Here is a 19,822-nt window from a genome sequence, read left to right as displayed (position 1 = left end):
ATTCACTCGGTTGTGGAAAGGCAATAGGCGGGCTTAGTTTGCCCTTCAAATTATTTATTTGAATCATAATCCTGCCAAGTTTTTAACAGTTTGTAATGAATTTCCAGAAAATAACGTGATCCTCTTATTCATTAGATCTGTTATTGTCATAAAAACAATTATCAATATTATGTGCCCTTTAATCGTTTGGGTTGCATCTTCTTTATTTGCAACTTAGACGTGTGCTGTGGGCAAAAAGGAATCATTATGTCAACAACACCTTACCTTCACCCTTCCGTCCTTCCACTGAAAGGGGGGATTAATTTCCGCGATTTAGGTGGGAAAAAACTATCAAATGGCAATAAAATCAAACCTGGCGTGCTGTTCCGTTCAGGGGCATTAGATCGCTTAACTCAGGATGATGAGTCGGTTTTACAATCACAAAATCTTTTCCAAATTATTGATTATCGTGACGAAGTTGAAATCATTGCTAAGCCTGATGTTGTTTGGCAAGGTGCACATTATGTCCATGCTCCGGCAAACCCGCTCGCCAAAGAAGTGACAGCAAACTTAGATAAGCTCACGCCAGAAATATTGGAACAGTTTGATCCACAAGCCTTTATGTTTCGTTTGTATGAATTATTACCGTTGAATAACCCCGCATATCATCAATTGGTGAACATGCTACAGCAACCCGAAAAAGGGGGGATTGTTCAGCACTGTGCCGTCGGGAAAGACCGCACTGGTGTCGGCTCGGCGTTGGTTTTATTTGCTTTAGGTGCTGATCTTGAAACGGTAATGGAAGACTATTTACTCACTAACGAAACATTAGCGCCATATCGTAAGCACTTACTGGAAGAACACGCAAAAACCATGAGTGATAGCATCGTGAAAAAGTTTGAGTATGTGTATTCTGTCCGTGAAGAGTTCCTACAAACAGCCTTAAAAAGCATTGAAAAACAGTATGGTAATGTGAATAAGTGGTTGGAAACCGATTTTGGCTTAGGGCTGAAACAACGTGAAGACTTACAGCAACACTTCCTCGAATAATAGATGTTACTTTGGCTGATGTTGTGTGAATAAAGGTATGAGCACATAACTCAGCTGAATTTATTGTCCTGTTTAATCTTGATTTATATGTTTTTCGCTACTGTAATACATCTAACCATTGATGGAAGGAATATACCGTGACGCTCAATGAAATCGTGACCGTTGTGACGGATTTTACTCGTGAACATGAAGTATGGGCGCTACCCATTATTTTCTTTCTCGCCTTTGGTGAATCTCTCGCTTTCTTATCACTTCTTTTACCTGCAACAGTGATACTGCTTGCGCTTGGCGCTTTGATTGGTGAAAGCAATATTGTTTTTTGGCCTATTTGGTTGGCTGCTGCGTTAGGGGCCTTTTTTGGCGATTGGCTTTCTTACTGGTTTGGTTTTCATTACAAAGAAAACGTACGCAAGATGTGGCCGATTTCCCGTAATCCGCAAATGATTGATAAAGGGCAAGTTTTTTTTGATCGATGGGGGATTTGGGGGATCTTTTTTGGCCGTTTCTTCGGGCCATTGAGGGCCGTCGTCCCTTTGGTTGCAGGGATCTGTGCGATGCCTCAACGCCATTTCCAACTTGCCAATATTGCCTCTGCGATGATCTGGGCGTTTGGTATACTCGCCCCAGGAGCTCTTGGTCTTAAATGGTTTGCGAGTTGGATAGGCTAGGCTTGCGAAGCGGCTCGCAAATAAACGGCGGCAAATGAAATTACCTCTGGACACTTATACAGTATCCCATTACCTTACACTAGATTTTGTAAAGTAAGGATTTAATCGTGGATACCTCTCTTTTATATGCCGTTATTGGTGCGTTGAGTGGCATTTTAGTCGGTGGTTTAGCGACGTGGTTTTCTATTGCCCAAAAAATCGCGCATAAAGATCAAGAGCTACAACAGGCTTACCGCCAACTTGCAGCCAGCGATGAAAAAAATGTGCATCTTGCTCAGTGGAAAGAGGAGTATGACAGGCTTGATCAAGAGCTTCGTACACAACGTGACATTAACCGGGAACAAGAGGCCGAATTACGCGAAGTCATCACACGGTTAGAGCAAAATCAGCTTGCTAACGAAGAAAAACAACGCATTTTACAGAACAGTGAGCAACGCTTAACGACTCAGTTCGAAAATTTAGCGAATCGTATTTTTGAACAAAATGAGCGTCGTGCTTCAGAACAGCAGCAAAAAAGCTTACTCGCAATGCTATCGCCTTTTCGTGAGCAATTAGATGGTTTTCGCCAACAAGTTCAACAAAGTTTTGGTGAAGAAGCGAAAGAAAGGCATACATTGGCCTATGAAATTAGGCAGTTGCAGCAGCTCAACAATCAGATGACCAAAGAGGCCGTTAATCTAACGCGTGCGCTGAAAGGGGATAACAAGATACAGGGTAATTGGGGAGAAACTATTTTAACCCGTATCTTAGAAGTTTCCGGTTTGCGCGAAGGCAGCGAATTTGAAACCCAAGTCAGTATTAATACGGGTTATAATAGCCGCTATCAACCTGATGTCATTATCCACCTTCCTGAAGGTAAAGATGTGGTTGTCGATGCCAAAATGTCATTAGTGTCTTACGAGCACTATTTCAATAGTGAAGACCCTCATGAGCAGCAACAAGCGTTAAAAAACCACGTTGCTTCCATTCGTAATCATATGCGAATGCTGAGCCGAAAGGATTATCATCAGTTACCAGGAATTCGTTCACTGGATTACGTTTTAATGTTTATTCCTATTGAGCCAGCCTATTTGCTGGCTTTGAAAGAAGCCCCTGAGCTACTCGATGAAGGAATAAAGCAAAATATTATGTTAGTTTGTCCATCCACCTTGCTAGTGGCGGTTCGAACAATTAATAATATATGGCGTTATGAGCGACAAGGGCAAAATGCCCAAGAAATTGCAGATAAGGCAGCAAAAATGTACGACAAGCTGCGTTTATTTGTGGATGATATGCAGGTTTTAGGCACCAGCCTTGATAAAGCGAATAATACTTACCATTCGGCGATGAAACGCCTTGCTCAAGGGCGGGGTAATTTGATTAGCCAAGCGGAAAGTTTTAAGGAGCTTGGGGTAGAGATAAAACAACCTATTGAGCCTCAACTTGTAGAGCGGTCAGATTCACCTAATTGTGCTGAATCGTAGACTTCTAATAGGGTTTTACCTCAAAGGCTGTTACACTTCCTACAAAGTTTGAATGATAAGCAGGCATAAGAGAAATGACTGAACCAACGAAAGAAACCATTGATTTTGGTTTCCGCACTGTCGGCAAAGAGGATAAAGCTGGCTTAGTAGCGAATGTTTTTCACTCTGTAGCATCAAAATATGACTTAATGAATGACCTGATGTCATTCGGTATTCATCGTATCTGGAAACGTTTCACGATTGAAGCAAGCGGTGTGCGCCGTAATCAGCGTGTACTGGATCTTGCGGGTGGAACAGGGGACTTAACCGCAAAATTTTCACGCTTGGTGGGTGAAAAAGGGGAAGTCATTCTGGCAGATATTAACGATTCCATGCTGAAAATGGGGCGTGAAAAATTACGTGACCTCGGCATTGTGGGAAATGTTAATTATGTTCAAGCTAATGCAGAAGAACTACCATTCCCAGATAACTATTTTGATTGTATTACCATTTCTTTTGGCTTGCGGAACGTTACCGATAAAGACAAAGCACTGCGTTCAATGTTTCGTGTGCTAAAACCAGGCGGTCGCTTGCTGGTCTTAGAATTTTCAAAACCCGTTATTGAGCCACTGAATAAAGCTTATGACGCATATTCATTCCATATTTTACCGCGTATTGGGCAGGCTATTGTCAACGATCCAGATAGTTATCGTTACTTAGCAGAATCAATCCGTATGCACCCAAATCAAGAAACTTTGAAAGGGATGATGGAAAATGCCGGTTTTGAACAAGTGTCTTATACAAATATGACCGGTGGTATTGTTGCACTGCACAAAGGGTTTAAATTCTAAGATGGAAGCGGCATCAGCACATACCGAAATCCAACATACGGTTTTGTATTCTTTAATAACAGCAATGATGGAAACCTCTCTTAATCATATGCTGTTTAAAGAGAAAGTTCTGCAGCCTGCTAGGATGCGTTTGGCGGGTAAGGTGATGTCCATTGAGTTAAAAGAGCTTAATAAAACACTGACCCTGATTTTTGCGGAAAATCATGTTGATGTACTGAGCGAATGGACTGAAGCGGCAGATTGTACAATTAAAACGTCGCTGTTCACTTTAGTGAAGTTGAAAGACAAACAACAATTATCTCAATTGATTAATCACGGTGATATCGTGATTGAAGGTGATATGCAGATTGTCCAACATTGGTCTTCTTTGCTCGATTTAGCGATTTGGAATCCAGCTCACTATTTATCACCGTATATCGGCGATGTAGCAGCGGAAGGGTTGAGCAAGCTGCTAAATAAAGGTGTTTGCCTTGTAACTCATTTGGTTAAACGCCAAAAGACCTATGTTAAAGATGCCCTGATTGAAGAGTGGAAAATGGCGCCAAGCCAACTTGAACTCGTGCATTTTAGTGATGAGGTTGAGCAAATTGAGAGCTCAATGAGTACGCTGGAACAACGGCTAAGCCAACTGGAGGAGAAGAATGACACCCGGTGAATTAAAACGACTTTACTTCATTATTCGGGTTTTTCTCTCTTACGGATTAGATGAGTTAATCCCCAAAATTAAACTTACGTTGCCACTTCGTATTGGTCGCTTGGGTTTTTTTTGGATTAGGAATCAGCACAAAGATAAAGAACTTGGTGAAAGATTACGTCTTGCATTACAAGAATTAGGCCCCGTTTGGATTAAATTTGGCCAGATGTTATCGACTCGCCGAGATCTCTTTCCACCTGCAATCGCAGACCAACTCTCTTTACTACAAGACAAAGTTGCCAGCTTCGATGGTAAATTAGCACGTGGTTATATTGAGGCTTCTTTAGGTGGGCCTCTGGAGCAATGGTTTGATCATTTTGATGAGCAAGCACTCGCATCCGCGTCTATCGCTCAAGTTCATACGGCTATTTTAAAAGAAAATGGCAAAGATGTTGTTATCAAGGTTATTCGCCCGGATATTTTACCTATTATCAAAGCGGATATTAAGCTCATGTACCGTATCGCAAATTGGGTGCCGTTATTACCTGATGGGCGCCGTTTGCGTCCAAAAGAAGTGGTTCGTGAATATGAAAAAACATTAATTGATGAGCTGAACCTTTTACGCGAGTCGGCGAATGCTATTCAACTGCGACGTAACTTTGAAAACAGCTCTATGCTGTATATCCCTGAAGTTTATCCAGACTATTGCCGTGAAAATGTCATGGTAATGGAACGTATCTATGGGATCCCTGTATCAGATATTGCGACACTCAAAGCGCAGGGAACCAATATGAAGCTGTTGGCTGAGCGCGGTGTAAAGGTCTTTTTCACTCAAGTGTTTCGCGATAGCTTTTTCCATGCGGATATGCATCCTGGGAATATTTTTGTCAGTTATGAGCACCCAGAAGACCCTCTGTATATTGGTATTGACTGTGGTATCGTCGGCTCATTAAATAAAGAAGATAAGCGCTATTTAGCTGAAAACTTTATTGCATTTTTTAATCGTGATTACCGTAAAGTTGCGGAGCTTCACGTCGATTCTGGTTGGGTTCCCCAAGATACTAATGTGGAGGATTTTGAATTCGCCATTCGTACAGTATGCGAACCTATCTTTGAAAAGCCATTAGCCGAAATCTCTTTCGGGCATGTACTACTGAATTTATTTAATACGGCGCGCCGTTTTAATATGGAAGTGCAACCTCAGTTAGTACTATTGCAAAAAACATTATTGTATGTGGAAGGTCTTGGTCGGCAGCTATACCCTCAGTTGGATTTATGGAAAACAGCAAAACCATTTTTAGAGGATTGGGTGCATAGCCAAGTTGGCTTACCTGCAATTACACAAGCATTGAAAGAAAAAGCACCTTATTGGGCTGAAAAAATGCCTGAGCTACCAGATTTAATTTATGGTGCCCTGAAACAACACAAGTACTTGCAGTCAAACATTGAACAACTTGCACAGCAGTTGAAAGGTCAGCGAAATAAACAGCGAAAATCGCAATACCTATTAGGAATAGGGGCTACATTTATCCTCTGTGGCAGTTTATTCTTTATTTCCGATTTAACGCGTCTTTCCGCAGTGTTTATGGCTGCTGGTGCTTTATCGTGGTTGTTTGGTTGGTGTAAAACAGGCGAAAATTAAGTAAACTTTGTTTTGCGACAAGTTTATAAGGCTGTGAACATTTCCGTATTTTGTGTTGGTTGTATATAATAGACCTAATAACAATTGATCCCAAAACTATAGAGGTATTAACAATGGAATCAACTATTGCAATGGCTGCTTTTGGTAGTCCTTGGCAACTCATTATTATTGCTTTGCTTATTATTTTAATTTTCGGCACCAAAAAATTACGTTCTTTAGGTTCTGATTTAGGTGAATCACTCAAAGGCTTTAAAAAAGCGATGAGTGATGATGAAAAAGCGAAAGTAGAACAAGAAAAGCAAGATGCTGATTTTGCGACTAAAAATATTACGGAACAACAGGCTGCAGAGAAAAAAGAAAGCCCAGTTGAGAGCAAAAACAAAGAGCAGGGTTAAACCGTGTTTGACATAGGTTTTAGTGAACTGTTGCTTGTTGCTGTCATCGGTCTTGTTGTATTAGGGCCTGAGCGCTTACCTGTGGCGGTGAGAACCGTTGCTGGGTGGATTCGTACCATGCGCTCAATGGCTGCTAATGTACAAAATGAGCTATCGCAAGAGCTGAAATTACAGGAATTGCAAGAAACGCTGAAAAAAGTTGAGGAGAAAGCTAATCTAGAAGCGCTGTCTCCTGAACTGAAGCAGTCTATGGAAGAACTGCGGACAGCAGCTCAGTCACTGAAAAGTGGCTATCAAGCAACAACTAATGATATTGAAACAGAGTTAAATAAAGCTAAAGAAATCACTGATAGCTATGATACAGCTGTCAAAGATGCGAAAAACAGCACTGAACAGACGCAAGAATCGGATCCAGATCCTGAGTATGCGGCTAAAATGGCTGCTGTTGTTGAGGAAGTTGAAACTGAGGAACCAGCAAAAACTGATGAGCCAGTCGCTTTAGCAACAACAGACTCGCAAGATACTAAAGCTAAAAACTCGAATCAAACCGAAAGTGAAAAATAACACATGGCTGTAAATGATACACAACCACTTATTAGCCACCTCATTGAACTTCGCAAACGGCTATTAAACTGTTTAATAACAGTTTTAATTGTCTTCGCTGCACTTGCTTATTTTTCAAATGATATCTACCGTCTCGTTGCGGCCCCTTTGATTGATAAGCTGCCAGTGGGTTCGCAAATGAGTGCGACTGATGTGGCATCAACATTTTTTACCCCGATTAAATTGACAATGATGGTCTCGGTTTTTGTATCGATACCTGTTATTCTTTATCAAATCTGGGCATTTATTGCACCAGCACTCTATAAGCATGAGCGTAAATTGATGTTACCTCTGCTGGTTTCAAGTAGCTTTTTATTTTATCTTGGAATGGCATTTGCTTATTTTGTTGTCTTCCCACTAGCATTTGGCTTCTTTGTTAAAACAACGCCAGATAGCGTTAACTTCATTCCTGATATCAGTAAGTACCTTAGTTTCGTTATGACTTTGTTTATGGCGTTTGGTGCGGCTTTTGAGGTGCCTATTGCCATTATCTTACTGTGTTGGACTGGGGTCACTACCCCTGAGGCACTTAAGCGTAAACGTCCATACATTCTTGTAGGGGCATTTATCGTCGGGATGTTCTTAACGCCTCCAGATGTATTATCTCAAACGCTACTTGCAGTGCCCATGTACTTGCTCTTTGAGCTTGGTGTTTTACTTTCTAATTTCTACGTAGGTAAAGGAAGGAAGCGTCAAGAAGAAGAGGAAGATGAAAAAGAAGAATCTTAACCTTAATAGATGCATCGAGCTCCTGATTTTACTGACAATAAAACGCCCATTAATGATGGGCTTTTTATTGTCTTGAATTACAGCTCAGGTGATTTTTTGAATTGCGTATTTTCGAGCACTTTTGGGACATTTTTGTTTAAAATATTCAATAGAAGAATTGAACGATACTCTCCATTAGGCTCATCAAAGATAGCTTGAATTCCTGCAAAAATACCCTCTGTAATTGTCACTTTATCGCCTGATTTTGGAAGGTCTGGTGCAACCATATGGGTAATTGGAGTCAGCTGTAATAACTCAATCACTTCTTCTGGTACTTCAGTCGGTAATTGGCCAAAACGAATAAAATGGCTAACACCCCGAGTGGATTGAATCGTCGTAGTATGAATTTCGTTATGATCAAACTTTACAAATAAGTAATTCGGAAATAATGCTTCTTGCACCGTTGTCCTTTTACCCCTAACAATTTTTTCCATCTCAGTCATGGGAGTCATACAGAGCACGTTCTGTCTATTTAGATGCTCAATAGCACGTTCAATTTGGCCTCGTTTGCAATAAAGCAGGTACCATTTTTCCATTTTTTGAATCTCGTATGACAATAATATGTTTATGATAACAAATTACGACAGAACAATGTGACTAATGAACCTCTGCACAATATTATTCATATCTGTAAGTTAAAATCATCAAGCTGCGGCTTATGAACACTGTAATATAGAACCTAAGTTTGTAGGAGACACAATGGATATCTTTTTGTTGAGTAATGGTAAATTACCAGGAAACTCAGTTTGGTTAAGCTATGCTTTACCTCGAATTAAAGAAACACTTACCCGTAAAAATATCAAATCAGCTGTTCTCGTTCCATATGCTGTTCTCCGTGGATCCCATGATGAGCGTGCAGAACAACTTTCAGAAGCACTAGGCATTAAAGTAACGACTATAGAGCATTTTTCTAGCCCAGTTGAAGCCATTGAACAAGCAGAGTGTATTCTGGTTAGCGGTGGTAATACTTGGTGGTTAAACAAGTGCCTACATGAAAATGGTTTGATTGTGGCGATTCAACGTGCGGTCAGAGAGCGTGGTGTTCCATACATTGGTTGGAGTGCAGGTTGTAATGTAGCAACACCAAGTATTCGCACAACCAATGATATGCCTGTGAGTAATGCAGCTATTATGCCATCTTTGGGGCTCTTCCCATTACAAATTAACCCACATTACATTGATGCACATATTTCTGGGCATATGGGGGAAACACGTGATGAAAGACTACAAGAGTTTTGCGTAATTAACCCACATGAAGTGGTTGTTGCGCTTCGAGAAGGTAGCGGTTTGCAAATTAAAGGGAATGAACTCCATTATTTTAGTGGTAAGAATGAAGGTTTTAAATTATTTCAGCACAACAAAACATTCCCAGAGCAGTTCGATACATTATTATTAGAAAAATTAGTCCCTTTTGATTGCCAGTAAAATGGTATACTTAACCAGAAAAATATTGATTTTTAAATGATTTAGACAGTAACTTGTAACCTTGGCCGGACGTCTTATAATGAGACTCCCTCTGTAATAGTAAAAGAAGATAATGAAATATCGTGACCTTAGAGATTTTATCGCGCAGCTGGAAAAGCAAGGCGAGTTAAAACGCATTACAATGGAAGTCGATCCCTATTTGGAGATGACTGAAATTGCAGATCGCACCCTAAGAGCAGGGGGACCGGCCTTATTATTTGAAAATCCAAAAGGTTACAATATGCCTGTTCTATGTAATTTGTTTGGGACAACCAAGCGGGTTGCAATGGGAATGGGGCAAGAAGACATTAAAGCCTTGCATGATGTTGGCAAGCTACTCGCATTCTTAAAAGAGCCTGATCCTCCGAAGGGTTTCCGTGACTTATTCGATAAGTTACCTAAATTCAAACAAGTTTTGAATATGCCTGCTAAGCGCTTAAGCTCAGCTCCGTGTCAGGAACAAATTTGGGCGGGTGAAGATGTTGATCTAACTAAAATTCCAGTTATGCATTGTTGGCCAGAAGATGCCGCACCACTTATTACGTGGGGGTTGACTGTCACTAAAGGGCCACACAAAGAGCGTCAAAACCTCGGTATTTATCGTCAGCAAGTCCTTGGTAAAAATAAAGTGATCATGCGCTGGTTGTCTCATCGTGGTGGTGCATTAGACTTCCAAGAATGGTGCCAAGCACATCCAGGGGAAAAGTTTCCTGTAGCTGTTGCATTGGGTGCTGATCCAGCAACGATTTTAGGCGCAGTTACTCCTGTGCCAGACACGCTATCTGAATACGCTTTTGCGGGTTTATTACGCGGTAATAAAACGGAAGTGGTTAAGTGTATTTCCAATGATCTTGAAGTACCTGCTGGTGCTGAAATTATCCTTGAAGGCTATATTGAACCTGGTGAGATGGCGCCAGAAGGACCTTATGGCGATCATACGGGTTATTACAATGAAATAGATAACTTCCCTGTGTTCACAGTCACTCATGTTACTCAACGCCGTGATGCTATCTATCACTCAACATATACTGGCCGCCCACCTGATGAGCCAGCGGTACTTGGTGAAGCACTAAACGAGGTTTTAGTGCCAATTTTGCAAAAACAATTTCCTGAAATTGTCGACTTTTATCTCCCCCCCGAAGGGTGTTCATACCGTTTAGCGGTTGTAACAATGAAAAAGCAATATGCAGGGCATGCAAAAAGAGTCATGATGGGGGTCTGGTCATACCTGCGTCAGTTCATGTACACTAAATTTGTTATTGTTTGCGATGATGATATCAATGCACGTGACTGGAAGGATGTTATTTGGGCTATTACAACGCGTATGGACCCTGCTAGAGATACGGTTATGATGGAAAATACCCCAATAGATTATCTTGATTTTGCTTCCCCTGTGTCTGGTTTAGGTTCAAAAATGGGGCTTGATGCGACAAACAAATGGCCAGGTGAAACAGACCGTGAATGGGGCCGCCCAATTGTCATGACGGAAAGCGTTAAATCTCGCATTGATGATATCTGGGAACAATTGAAAATTTTTGAAAAATAAGAGGGAAAGCATGGCAACTTTAAGCTGTAAAGTCACATCTGTCGAATCAATCACGGATACGGTTTATCGGGTTATTTTGTTGCCAGATGGTCCCTTTCATTTTAAAGCTGGTCAATATTTGATGGTTGTGATGGATGAGCGAGATAAACGACCATTTTCAATGGCATCCACACTCTGCACCAAAGGCACAATCGAGCTGCATATTGGTGCCTCTGAAATTAATTTATATGCCATGGCGGTGATGGATAGGATTTTAGATCAACAACGCATCGATATCGATATTCCCCATGGCAAAGCCTGGTTTCGTGAAGACAGTCAAAGCCCAATGATTTTAATTGCGGGGGGAACGGGGTTCTCTTATACCCATTCAATATTACTTGCCGCTTTAGCTGAAAACCCTCAACGGGATATCACCTTCTATTGGGGGGGGCGTCAATTAGAGCATTTGTATGATCTTGGTGAACTTCAGGCGCTGAGTGAAAAATACACTAGTCTAAAAGTCGTTCCTGTTGTTGAACAACCCGATGAATTATGGCGAGGCCGTACAGGGACAGTTCTTAGCGCAGTATTAGAGGATTTTGGCGACCTTTCAGAACATGACATTTATATTGCAGGTCGTTTTGAGATGGCGAAAAGCGCGAGGGATCGTTTTTGTAATGAGCGTGGAGCTAAAGTTGAACGCTTGTTTGGTGATGCCTACGAATTTATTTAACCGGCCATATTTCAAATTGTAGGGGGGCTTCACTTAGCTCCCCTAGTCATGTAGTTATCTACGCTTCTAGGAATATCTTTGCTCGCTATCTATCTATAATCTGAACTATGAGGGGTAAACCTGCATTGGTATATTATTTAATATGGCAGTGTTGCAGATTGCAGGGGGACTTCACTTAGTTCTTACAGTCATTTCAAGGTTAAAACGCTTTGAAATAATTTTTTGTCGCCAACTATTAGTCGAAATTATGGCAGACGACTCACGGGTATTTGGCAAAAAAGGCAAAAAAAACCCGCCCCTGACTAGGCGGGAACATCGACAAAATGCAATGTTTGACGAAAGGGGTATTAAACTCGTTCAATAATTGTGGCGATACCCTGACCAAAACCAATACACATTGTGGCTAAACCAAATTGCTTATCTTTTTGCTCTAACTGATTCAGTAATGCTGTAGTGATCCTTGCTCCAGAGCAACCTAATGGGTGACCCAGCGCAATAGCCCCTCCGCTTAGGTTTACCTTCTCATCGATGAGGCTTTCAGCAATATTCAGTCCTTTTAAACATGCGATGGATTGAGCCGCGAATGCTTCATTTAACTCAATAATATCAATATCATTTAAAGATAAGCCTGCTCGTTTTAGCGCCATTTCAGTCGCAGGAACAGGGCCAAATCCCATAATAGATGGATCACAGCCAACAACGGCCATTGCCCTGACTCTAGCTCTCGGTTTTATGCCATGTTGCTTCGCATAGCTTTCGCTACTAAGTAACATGGCGGATGCGCCATCTGATAAAGCAGATGAGTTCCCCGCAGTTACTGTACCATTTACAGGATCAAAGGCAGGGCGAAGGGCGGCTAACCCTTGAAGACTCGCGTCTAAGCGGATGACTTCGTCATAATTTACGGAAATAAGATTCCCATCAGCATCATGCCCTTCAATAGCTACGATTTCATTGGCGAACTTTCCATTTTTTGTGGCAGCAGCGGCAAGTTGGTGAGACCTAAGTGCAAAGGCGTCTTGTTCTTCTCGACTAATCTTGTACATTTTGGCTAGCATTTCTGCGGTTAACCCCATTGCTCCTGCGGCTTTTGCTACTCGCAATGTAAGTCTAGGGTTAAAGTCGATGCCATGTGTCATAGGCACATGCCCCATATGTTCCACACCACCAATTAAGACTGAATTTGCATCACCCGTCATAATTAACCGGCTCGCATCATGTACCGCCTGCATTGATGAACCGCAAAGGCGGTTAACCGTGACAGCAGGCACTGTATGAGGAATATCCGTTAATAAAGCGGCATTTTTTGCAATATTAAAACCTTGTTCTAAAGTTTGTTGTACACATCCCCAGATAATGTCATTTAATTCTTTTTTACTTGCATTAGGATTGCGTTCAAAAATTGCGTTCATAAGGTGCGCAGAAAGGTCTTCAGCTCTAACATGGCGAAATACTCCACCCTTTGAACGGCCCATTGGTGTGCGTATTCCATCAATAATGACGACGTTTTCCATAAAATTAACCCCTCGCAACTTTTTTGAGATCAATAGCCACAACAGGCGGTTGTGGGTAATAGGTAGCATTAGTCATCGCTTTTGCTTTTAGGCCCTCAGGTGCCTGATAAAGCGGGCTTAATGATGCTAATACTTCCGTAGTTTTTAAGTATGATTGGCTACCGAGTGTGTCTAAATAACAGAACACGCCACCTCTAAATGGAGGGAAGCCTAAGCCATAAACTAGTGCAATATCTGCATCTGCAGGGCTTTGGATTATGCCTTCTTCTAAGCAACGAACGACTTCGTTTATCATTGGTGCCATCATTCGAGCGATAATTTCTTCTTTCGTAAATGAACGCTTAACTTTGCAGATAGAATTCAGTAGTTCATCAGTTTGTGGGTCATTGACTTTTTTAGGTTTCCCTTTTTTATCTTTTTCGTATTGATAAAAGCCTTTCCCGTTCTTTTGGCCAAAGCGCTGTTGTTCATACATCACATCAATTGCATTTTTACCCGTTTTACTCATTCGCTCAGGGAAACCTTGCGCCATCACTTGTTCAGCGTGGAAGGCGGTGTCGATACCAACGACATCAAGTAAATAAGCAGGGCCCATCGGCCAGCCAAATTCTTTTTCCATGATTTTGTCGATCTCTTTGAAATCCGCGCCATCTTGGAGTAATAAGTTGAAACCTGCAAAATAAGGGAATAGAACACGATTCACAAAGAAACCTGGGCAATCGTTCACCACAATTGGTGTTTTGCCCATTTTATTCGCATAGGCAACGACTTTTGCGACAGTATCGTCAGACGTTTGTGTACCGCGTATAACTTCCACTAAAGGCATTCGGTGTACAGGGTTGAAGAAGTGCATTCCACAAAAGTTTTCAGGGCGTTTTAAGGATTGAGCCAATGTGGAAATTGGAATTGTTGAAGTATTAGATGCCAGTATCGTTTCTGGTGAAACAAGTGATTCCACTTCAGATAGCACGGCGGCTTTTACTTTGGGATTTTCAACCACAGCTTCGACAATAATTTGGCTATTTTCAATACCATTATAAGATAATGAAGGGTGGATTGCGGCTAAAGTTGTTGCCATTTTAGCTGCACTAATGCGCCCCCGCTCAAACTGGTTATTTAACAGTTTTTGGGCTTCTTCAATACCAAGATCTAAAGACTTCTCATTGATGTCTTTCATTAGAACTGGCACACCTTTACTGGCGGATTGGTAAGCTATCCCTCCACCCATAATACCTGCACCCAAAACAGCGGCTTGAGTTGGCGCTTTAACATTTTGAGCCAGTTTTTTACTATTGGATTTAATTTGTTGATCATTAAGAAAAATACTGACCAATGAACGGGCAACATCACTGTGAGCGAGAGGGACAAAAGCTGCTGTTTCATGTTTTAGCGCTTCATCGCGAGTGCAATTCGCTGCTTTCTCGATGGTATTGACTGCCGCCATTGGTGCTGGGTAGTGTTTTCCTGCAACTTGATACACCATGCCTTTCGCAACATTAAAGCTCATGGTCTGCTCAAGTGGGCTTAATTGAAGAGGGGCCAGTTTAGGTTGACGCTTCTTCTGCCAATTCATGTTACCCGCAATGGCTGATTCAATAATGGCTAAAGCAGATTGTGGCAATTTTTCGGTTTCAACTACGGCATCAACTAACCCTAATTTGAGTGCTTGAGGCCCGCTGACATCCTTGCCTGCAGTAATAATTTCTAGCGCGCTATCTAAACCAATTAACCTTGGCAAGCGAACAGAGCCACCAAACCCTGGCATGATACCAAGTTTCGTTTCAGGTAAACCAATACGAGCATCAGGGGATGCGATACGAAAATCTGTTGATAAAACACACTCACAGCCGCCACCAAGTGCATAACCATTGATTGCACAAATTGTAGGAACAGGGAGATCTTCAATGCGATTAAAGATGCTATTAGCGTATTTCAGCCATTCACTGAGGGTTTCTTTCGGTGCTTCAAATAATGAGAGAAATTCTTTGATATCAGCTCCGACAATAAAAGCAGATTTGTCAGAGCGGAAAATAACACCTTGCAGATCAGGTTGACGCTCAAGAACAGACACGGCTTCATCCAGTGAAGCAACGGTGTGGGTATCCAACTTATTGATTGGCCCTGGTGAATTAAAAACCAGTTCTGCAATACCTTTTTTCAACCATTGAATATAGATTGTTTCACTTTGATAAAGCATTCTGTTCTCCTTTACATGAAAAAGTTATCTGGTACGACCAGATGATTTTAGTGTGACTAGAATGTTAATTAATTGCAAACGGTTAATAACAAATTTGGAATCTTGGTCACAGCAATTAAGTGAAATACTGTTGTTTTAAAATGATATTTTTATTATTTATCAATTAATTAGTTTGGATTTGCAACGGAGTGCATATCCGTTAAGAACAGAACGTGATAAGCTTGAATTTTCTAATTAATGCTGAAAGGTTGAAGGAAATGGAAAAACTGACTGCACTCTACGCTGATCATATTAAAACGTTACAAAACAGAACTCAGCAAGTCTTACAGCGCAGCAAATTAGATGCCATATTGATTCATTCGGGTGAACCACTTCGCATCTTTCTTGATGATAGTGACTACCCATTTAAGGTTAATCCGCACTTTAAGGCTTGGGTTCCTGTTACGGATGTCCCCCACTCTTGGTTATTAGTTGACGGCGTTAATAAACCTAAATTATGGTTTTACTCACCCGTTGATTATTGGCACAGTGTTGAGCCACTTCCAAATGGCTTTTGGACGAAAGATGTCGAACTGATTCATCTAAAAAATGCAGATGATATCAAAGGGTTCCTGGCCAGTTTACCAAAAGAGAATGTTGCTTATATTGGTTCAGCGGCAGCAAGAGCCGAATCTTTAGGCATCTCTTTAGATAATATTAATCCGAAGCCAGTCTTAGATTATTACCATTTTCATCGTGCCTATAAAACAGACTACGAACTGTATTGCATGCGTGAAGCGCAAAAAATGGCGGTAAATGGCCATCTTGCTGCATTGGAAGCCTTCCGTGCTGGAATGAGTGAGTTTGATATTAATGTCAGCTACTTACAATCAACAGGCCACCGTGATACTAACGTGCCGTATGGCAATATTGTTGCATTGAATGAAAATGCAGCAGTGCTCCATTACACTAAATTACAGCAATCCGTTCCTGCTGAATTACGGAGTTTCTTGATTGATGCAGGCGCCGAATATAACGGTTATGCGGCTGATATCACGAGAACGTATGCAGCAAAAGGCAAGGATGAATTTGCTGAATTAGTCGCGGACGTTAATAAAGAGCAGCTTTCTCTTATCGACACAATTAAAGCGGGCGTTCGTTACACTGATTACCATGTGGATATGCATCACCGTATAGCAAAAATCCTTGTGAAACATGATATTGTTAATGGTATTAGTGAAGAATCAATGGTTGAGAATGGTTTAACTACACCATTTTTACCTCATGGTTTAGGGCATCCATTAGGTCTGCAGGTCCATGATGCAGCTGGATTTATGCAAGACGACAATGGGACACATCTTGCAGCACCAAAAATGTATCCTTTCTTGCGTTGTACTCGTGTTCTAGAACCCAAAATGGTGTTAACTATCGAACCAGGTCTTTACTTCATTGAATCTCTGCTTTTATCGTGGAGAGCGGGTGAGTTTAGTCAGCATTTTAATTGGGATAGAATTGAGTTCTTTAAGCCATACGGTGGTATTCGTATTGAAGATAATATCGTGATCCATGCTAACCGTATCGAAAATATGACTCGAGACCTGCATTTACGTTAATGAAACCTTATTTAATACCGGCAGAAACGATTTCTTTTACAGAAGAAATTAAAAAAAGCCGATTTATTACTTACTTAGCTCATACCGAGGGTATTGAAGCGGCGAAAGATTACATTCAATCGATTAAAGCACAATACCCCGATGCTCGGCACCATTGCTGGGCATTCGTTGCTGGCCGCCCTGACGATTCTCAACAATTGGGCTTTTCCGATGATGGGGAACCTACAGGGACGGCTGGTAAACCTATTATGGCGCAGCTCTTAGGTAGTCAACTAGGGGAAATCACTTGTGTGGTTGTGCGTTATTTTGGTGGGATCAAATTAGGTACTGGTGGGCTAGTTAAAGCTTATGGTAATGGCGCACAACAAGCGCTGAAAATACTATCGACACAAACCAAAGTCCCACAAAAAGTGTTTAATTTAGTGTGTGATTATTCGCTAATTAATGCAATAGAACAGCTGCTTGCTCAGGTCAATGGCGTGATCTTGCACAGTGATTATAATGAAGTTGTTGCTTTGCAAATTACAATTCCTGCTACCCTTGAGCAGGAGGTCAATGATAAATTACGCGATATAAGCCGTGGTGCCTTAGCGCTCACGCCAGAATCGGAATAGTCAATCGCTTTAGCAAGGAACCTGCCGAATGCATTTTCGTGCAATAACCCGTATTGTCGGGCTGCTTGTCATCATTTTTTCTTTTACCATGGTTATTCCTGGTATTGTCGCGTTAATTTATCGCGATGGTGCAGGGCGAGCCTTCAGCCAGACTTTCGTTACGGCATTATTAATTGGTCTATTTTTATGGTTACCTACGCGTAATAGCAAACATGAATTAAAAGCGAAAGAAGGCTTTCTTATTGTTGTCTTATTTTGGACCGTATTGGGCAGTGTGGGAGCATTACCGTTTATTTTCTCTGAAAGGCCAAACCTTTCAGTGACGGATGCCTTTTTTGAATCCTTTTCTGGCTTAACGACGACTGGAGCAACAACATTAACAGGACTTGATTCTTTACCTAAAGCAATTTTATTTTATCGACAAATGTTGCAGTGGCTTGGGGGGATGGGGATCATCGTGCTTGCAGTTGCTATTCTTCCCCTGTTAGGTGTTGGGGGAATGCAGCTCTATCGTGCAGAAATGCCAGGGCCATTGAAAGACAATAAAATGCGTCCTCGAATTGCGGAAACAGCCAAAACACTCTGGCTTATCTATGTCTTATTGACGATAGCCTGTGCAATTGCGTTATGGATAGCTGGGATGGATGTGTTTGATGCGATTTCCCATAGCTTTTCAACAATTGCTATTGGTGGGTTTTCTACCCACGATGCCAGCATCGGTTACTTTAATAGCCCCGCAATTAATACCATTATTGGTGTTTTCCTTATTATCTCGGGGTGTAACTTTGGTTTGCACTTTGCAGTTTTAACTGGGCGAAGCCTCGGTATTTATTGGCGCGATCCTGAATTTAAGATGTTTATCAGCTTCCAGTTTGTCCTCGTGGTGGTTTGTACTGCGATATTGATGTATCACTCTGTCTACGGCGGTTTTGGTCAAACACTTGATCAGGCTTTTTTCCAAGTTGTCTCGATGGCCACAACGGCGGGCTTCACGACAGATAGCTTCTCTGGTTGGCCGCTATTTTTGCCAATGCTTTTATTGTGTGCAGCATTTGTTGGTGGATGTGCAGGCTCAACGGGGGGCGGCTTAAAAGTTATCCGTATCTTATTATTGTTCTTACAAGGTTCCCGCGAACTAAAACGACTAGTACATCCAAATGCAGTCTATACCATCAAGCTTGGGCAAAGAGCACTTCCTGAACGTATAATAGAGGCTGTTTGGGGCTTTTTTTCAGCGTATGCATTGGTTTTTGTTGTCAGCCTCTTATTGCTTATCGCAACAGGTGTCGATGAATTTTCAGCGTTTTCTGCGATTGCGACTACATTGAATAACTTAGGACCAGGGTTAGGCACAGTAGCGGATAACTTCACAAGTATGAATCCAGCGGGTAAATGGATTTTGGTCGTTACTATGTTATTTGGTCGTTTAGAAGTGTTTACCTTATTAGTGTTACTGACTCCAACGTTTTGGCGTGAGTAATTCAGTACAATATTGCTATATAGAAATGATAAAAATCTAGGAACGATAATGAGTTATTTACTTCTACATTCCAGTACGGATGGGCAGACAAAAAAAATTGTTTTAAAAATAGCAGAGCAATTACGTAGCTTAGGCCGAGAATGTGATATTCGCGATTTGAATACAGAGCAAAATTTTAATTTATCTGCTTATGATAAGGTGCTGGTAGGGGCTTCTATCCGTTATGGGCATTTCAATAAAAAACTTCAGCGTTTCGCGACTTCTCATCAAAGCCAGCTGAATTCAATGAAGACCGCTTTCTTTGCAGTGAACCTAACAGCAAGGAAAGAAGGTAAGAACACAGTAGAGACAAATGCTTATACGCGTAAGTTTCTGGAGGTTTGTCCTTGGAAGCCAGCATTGAAGTCTGTTTTTGCGGGGGCGTTGTTTTACCCACGCTATAAATGGTTCGATAAAGTAATGATCCGTCTCATTATGAAAATGACAGATGGGCCAACAGACCCTAATACTGAAATTGAGTACACCAATTGGGAGAAGGTTTCATACTTTGCGATTGAGTTTGATAATCTATAGTGTGATTTATCAACAAATCATATTTTTTTTATACGAATTGTTTAATTATTAAGCTGTCAGTGGAAAATATCAAAAAAACACTTGCGAGATTTTTTCGT

The 19,822-nt window shown here is 41.3% G+C and carries 19 protein-coding genes; 16 read left to right on the top strand and 3 right to left on the bottom strand.

The window, feature by feature from the left end:
* Positions 1-246: 246 nt before the first annotated feature.
* The 9 genes from PR808_RS15025 to tatC all read left to right on the top strand — a co-directional run bounded on the left by PR808_RS15025 (position 247) and on the right by tatC (position 7,993).
* Positions 247-1,029 carry a tyrosine-protein phosphatase gene (locus PR808_RS15025; RefSeq protein ID WP_206086342.1) on the top strand — a complete coding sequence of 261 codons (783 nt, stop codon included), beginning with the start codon at positions 247-249 and terminating at the stop codon, positions 1,027-1,029.
* A gap of 137 nt (positions 1,030-1,166) precedes the next feature.
* Positions 1,167-1,697, top strand: a complete 531-nt coding sequence (locus PR808_RS15020) for a DedA family protein (protein WP_206086343.1) — start codon at positions 1,167-1,169, stop codon at positions 1,695-1,697.
* Positions 1,698-1,804: 107 nt separating this feature from the next.
* A complete protein-coding gene (gene rmuC / locus PR808_RS15015) occupies positions 1,805-3,160 on the top strand; it encodes a DNA recombination protein RmuC (protein WP_206086344.1) in 1,356 nt (451 codons plus the stop codon).
* A 74-nt stretch (positions 3,161-3,234) separates the two neighbouring features.
* On the top strand, positions 3,235-3,990 hold the full coding sequence (gene ubiE, locus PR808_RS15010; RefSeq protein ID WP_047756010.1) for a bifunctional demethylmenaquinone methyltransferase/2-methoxy-6-polyprenyl-1,4-benzoquinol methylase UbiE: 756 nt from the start codon (positions 3,235-3,237) through the stop codon (positions 3,988-3,990).
* Between the two features lies 1 nt (position 3,991).
* Complete coding sequence (locus PR808_RS15005) at positions 3,992-4,645, top strand: ubiquinone biosynthesis accessory factor UbiJ (RefSeq protein WP_206086345.1); 654 nt, start codon at positions 3,992-3,994, stop codon at positions 4,643-4,645.
* Complete coding sequence (gene ubiB, locus PR808_RS15000; protein ID WP_206086346.1) at positions 4,632-6,266, top strand: ubiquinone biosynthesis regulatory protein kinase UbiB; 1,635 nt, start codon at positions 4,632-4,634, stop codon at positions 6,264-6,266. Before PR808_RS15005 ends, ubiB begins: the two co-directional genes overlap by 14 nt.
* Before the next feature lie 113 nt (positions 6,267-6,379).
* Positions 6,380-6,661, top strand: a complete 282-nt coding sequence (tatA, locus tag PR808_RS14995) for a twin-arginine translocase TatA/TatE family subunit (protein WP_206086347.1) — start codon at positions 6,380-6,382, stop codon at positions 6,659-6,661.
* A gap of 3 nt (positions 6,662-6,664) precedes the next feature.
* On the top strand, positions 6,665-7,225 hold the full coding sequence (gene tatB / locus PR808_RS14990; RefSeq protein WP_272539566.1) for a Sec-independent protein translocase protein TatB: 561 nt from the start codon (positions 6,665-6,667) through the stop codon (positions 7,223-7,225).
* Between the two features lie 3 nt (positions 7,226-7,228).
* Positions 7,229-7,993 carry a Sec-independent protein translocase subunit TatC gene (gene tatC / locus PR808_RS14985; protein WP_206086349.1) on the top strand — a complete coding sequence of 255 codons (765 nt, stop codon included), beginning with the start codon at positions 7,229-7,231 and terminating at the stop codon, positions 7,991-7,993.
* A 77-nt stretch (positions 7,994-8,070) separates the two neighbouring features.
* Here the strand turns inward: tatC and rfaH are convergent, their stop codons facing one another.
* Positions 8,071-8,568 carry a transcription/translation regulatory transformer protein RfaH gene (gene rfaH / locus PR808_RS14980; RefSeq protein WP_206086350.1) on the bottom strand — a complete coding sequence of 166 codons (498 nt, stop codon included), beginning with the start codon at positions 8,566-8,568 and terminating at the stop codon, positions 8,071-8,073.
* A gap of 163 nt (positions 8,569-8,731) precedes the next feature.
* On the opposite strand from rfaH, the gene pepE reads away from it, so the two are divergent.
* The 3 genes from pepE (at position 8,732) to fre (ending at position 11,754) form a co-directional block, all read left to right on the top strand.
* On the top strand, positions 8,732-9,457 hold the full coding sequence (pepE, locus tag PR808_RS14975; RefSeq protein ID WP_206086351.1) for a dipeptidase PepE: 726 nt from the start codon (positions 8,732-8,734) through the stop codon (positions 9,455-9,457).
* Positions 9,458-9,569: 112 nt separating this feature from the next.
* Positions 9,570-11,042 carry a 4-hydroxy-3-polyprenylbenzoate decarboxylase gene (gene ubiD, locus PR808_RS14970; RefSeq protein ID WP_206086352.1) on the top strand — a complete coding sequence of 491 codons (1,473 nt, stop codon included), beginning with the start codon at positions 9,570-9,572 and terminating at the stop codon, positions 11,040-11,042.
* A 10-nt stretch (positions 11,043-11,052) separates the two neighbouring features.
* A complete protein-coding gene (gene fre, locus PR808_RS14965) occupies positions 11,053-11,754 on the top strand; it encodes an NAD(P)H-flavin reductase (protein ID WP_206086353.1) in 702 nt (233 codons plus the stop codon).
* Between the two features lie 347 nt (positions 11,755-12,101).
* Here fre and fadA read toward each other — a convergent pair whose 3' ends face one another.
* Positions 12,102-13,268 (bottom strand): acetyl-CoA C-acyltransferase FadA, encoded by a 1,167-nt coding sequence (gene fadA, locus PR808_RS14960; protein ID WP_206086354.1) that lies wholly within the window; start codon positions 13,266-13,268, stop codon positions 12,102-12,104.
* Positions 13,269-13,272: 4 nt separating this feature from the next.
* A complete protein-coding gene (fadB, locus tag PR808_RS14955) occupies positions 13,273-15,465 on the bottom strand; it encodes a fatty acid oxidation complex subunit alpha FadB (RefSeq protein ID WP_272539565.1) in 2,193 nt (730 codons plus the stop codon).
* 257 nt (positions 15,466-15,722) lie between these two features.
* Here fadB and pepQ point away from each other — a divergent pair, with 257 nt between their 5' ends.
* From pepQ to hemG, 4 genes are read left to right on the top strand one after another with little or no spacing between them, the layout of a single operon-like run.
* Positions 15,723-17,057: a Xaa-Pro dipeptidase gene (pepQ, locus tag PR808_RS14950; RefSeq protein WP_206086356.1), complete on the top strand. Its 1,335-nt coding sequence runs from the start codon at positions 15,723-15,725 to the stop codon at positions 17,055-17,057.
* The gene (locus tag PR808_RS14945) at positions 17,057-17,671 is read left to right on the top strand and encodes an IMPACT family protein (protein WP_206086357.1); all 615 of its coding nucleotides are present in this window, start codon (positions 17,057-17,059) and stop codon (positions 17,669-17,671) included. Before pepQ ends, PR808_RS14945 begins: the two co-directional genes overlap by 1 nt.
* Positions 17,672-17,699: 28 nt before the next feature.
* Positions 17,700-19,151: a Trk system potassium transporter TrkH gene (gene trkH / locus PR808_RS14940; protein WP_206086358.1), complete on the top strand. Its 1,452-nt coding sequence runs from the start codon at positions 17,700-17,702 to the stop codon at positions 19,149-19,151.
* A 48-nt stretch (positions 19,152-19,199) separates the two neighbouring features.
* Entirely contained in the window at positions 19,200-19,724 is a 525-nt protein-coding gene (gene hemG / locus PR808_RS14935; protein ID WP_206086359.1) for a menaquinone-dependent protoporphyrinogen IX dehydrogenase, read from the top strand.
* Positions 19,725-19,822: the final 98 nt, after the last annotated feature.

It is taken from the genome of Providencia sp. PROV197 (assembly GCF_028479625.1).
In the GTDB taxonomy this organism is placed as follows: domain Bacteria; phylum Pseudomonadota; class Gammaproteobacteria; order Enterobacterales; family Enterobacteriaceae; genus Providencia; species Providencia vermicola.
Note: the sequence above shows the minus strand (reverse complement) of the source record. Positions and strands in the feature narration are given on the sequence as shown.

Bases quoted from the DNA above. Each gene is read 5' to 3' on its own strand.
- PR808_RS15025 (WP_206086342.1), top strand. From the start codon at position 247: ATGTCAACAACACCTTACCTTCACCCTTCCGTCCTTCCACTGAAAGGG.
- ubiE (WP_047756010.1), top strand. From the start codon at position 3,235: ATGACTGAACCAACGAAAGAAACCATTGATTTTGGTTTCCGCACTGTC.
- PR808_RS15005 (WP_206086345.1), top strand. From the start codon at position 3,992: ATGGAAGCGGCATCAGCACATACCGAAATCCAACATACGGTTTTGTAT.
- ubiB (WP_206086346.1), top strand. From the start codon at position 4,632: ATGACACCCGGTGAATTAAAACGACTTTACTTCATTATTCGGGTTTTT.
- tatA (WP_206086347.1), top strand. From the start codon at position 6,380: ATGGAATCAACTATTGCAATGGCTGCTTTTGGTAGTCCTTGGCAACTC.
- tatC (WP_206086349.1), top strand. From the start codon at position 7,229: ATGGCTGTAAATGATACACAACCACTTATTAGCCACCTCATTGAACTT.
- rfaH (WP_206086350.1), bottom strand. From the start codon at position 8,568: ATGGAAAAATGGTACCTGCTTTATTGCAAACGAGGCCAAATTGAACGT.
- pepE (WP_206086351.1), top strand. From the start codon at position 8,732: ATGGATATCTTTTTGTTGAGTAATGGTAAATTACCAGGAAACTCAGTT.
- ubiD (WP_206086352.1), top strand. From the start codon at position 9,570: ATGAAATATCGTGACCTTAGAGATTTTATCGCGCAGCTGGAAAAGCAA.
- fre (WP_206086353.1), top strand. From the start codon at position 11,053: ATGGCAACTTTAAGCTGTAAAGTCACATCTGTCGAATCAATCACGGAT.
- fadA (WP_206086354.1), bottom strand. From the start codon at position 13,268: ATGGAAAACGTCGTCATTATTGATGGAATACGCACACCAATGGGCCGT.
- fadB (WP_272539565.1), bottom strand. From the start codon at position 15,465: ATGCTTTATCAAAGTGAAACAATCTATATTCAATGGTTGAAAAAAGGT.
- pepQ (WP_206086356.1), top strand. From the start codon at position 15,723: ATGGAAAAACTGACTGCACTCTACGCTGATCATATTAAAACGTTACAA.
- PR808_RS14945 (WP_206086357.1), top strand. From the start codon at position 17,057: ATGAAACCTTATTTAATACCGGCAGAAACGATTTCTTTTACAGAAGAA.
- trkH (WP_206086358.1), top strand. From the start codon at position 17,700: ATGCATTTTCGTGCAATAACCCGTATTGTCGGGCTGCTTGTCATCATT.
- hemG (WP_206086359.1), top strand. From the start codon at position 19,200: ATGAGTTATTTACTTCTACATTCCAGTACGGATGGGCAGACAAAAAAA.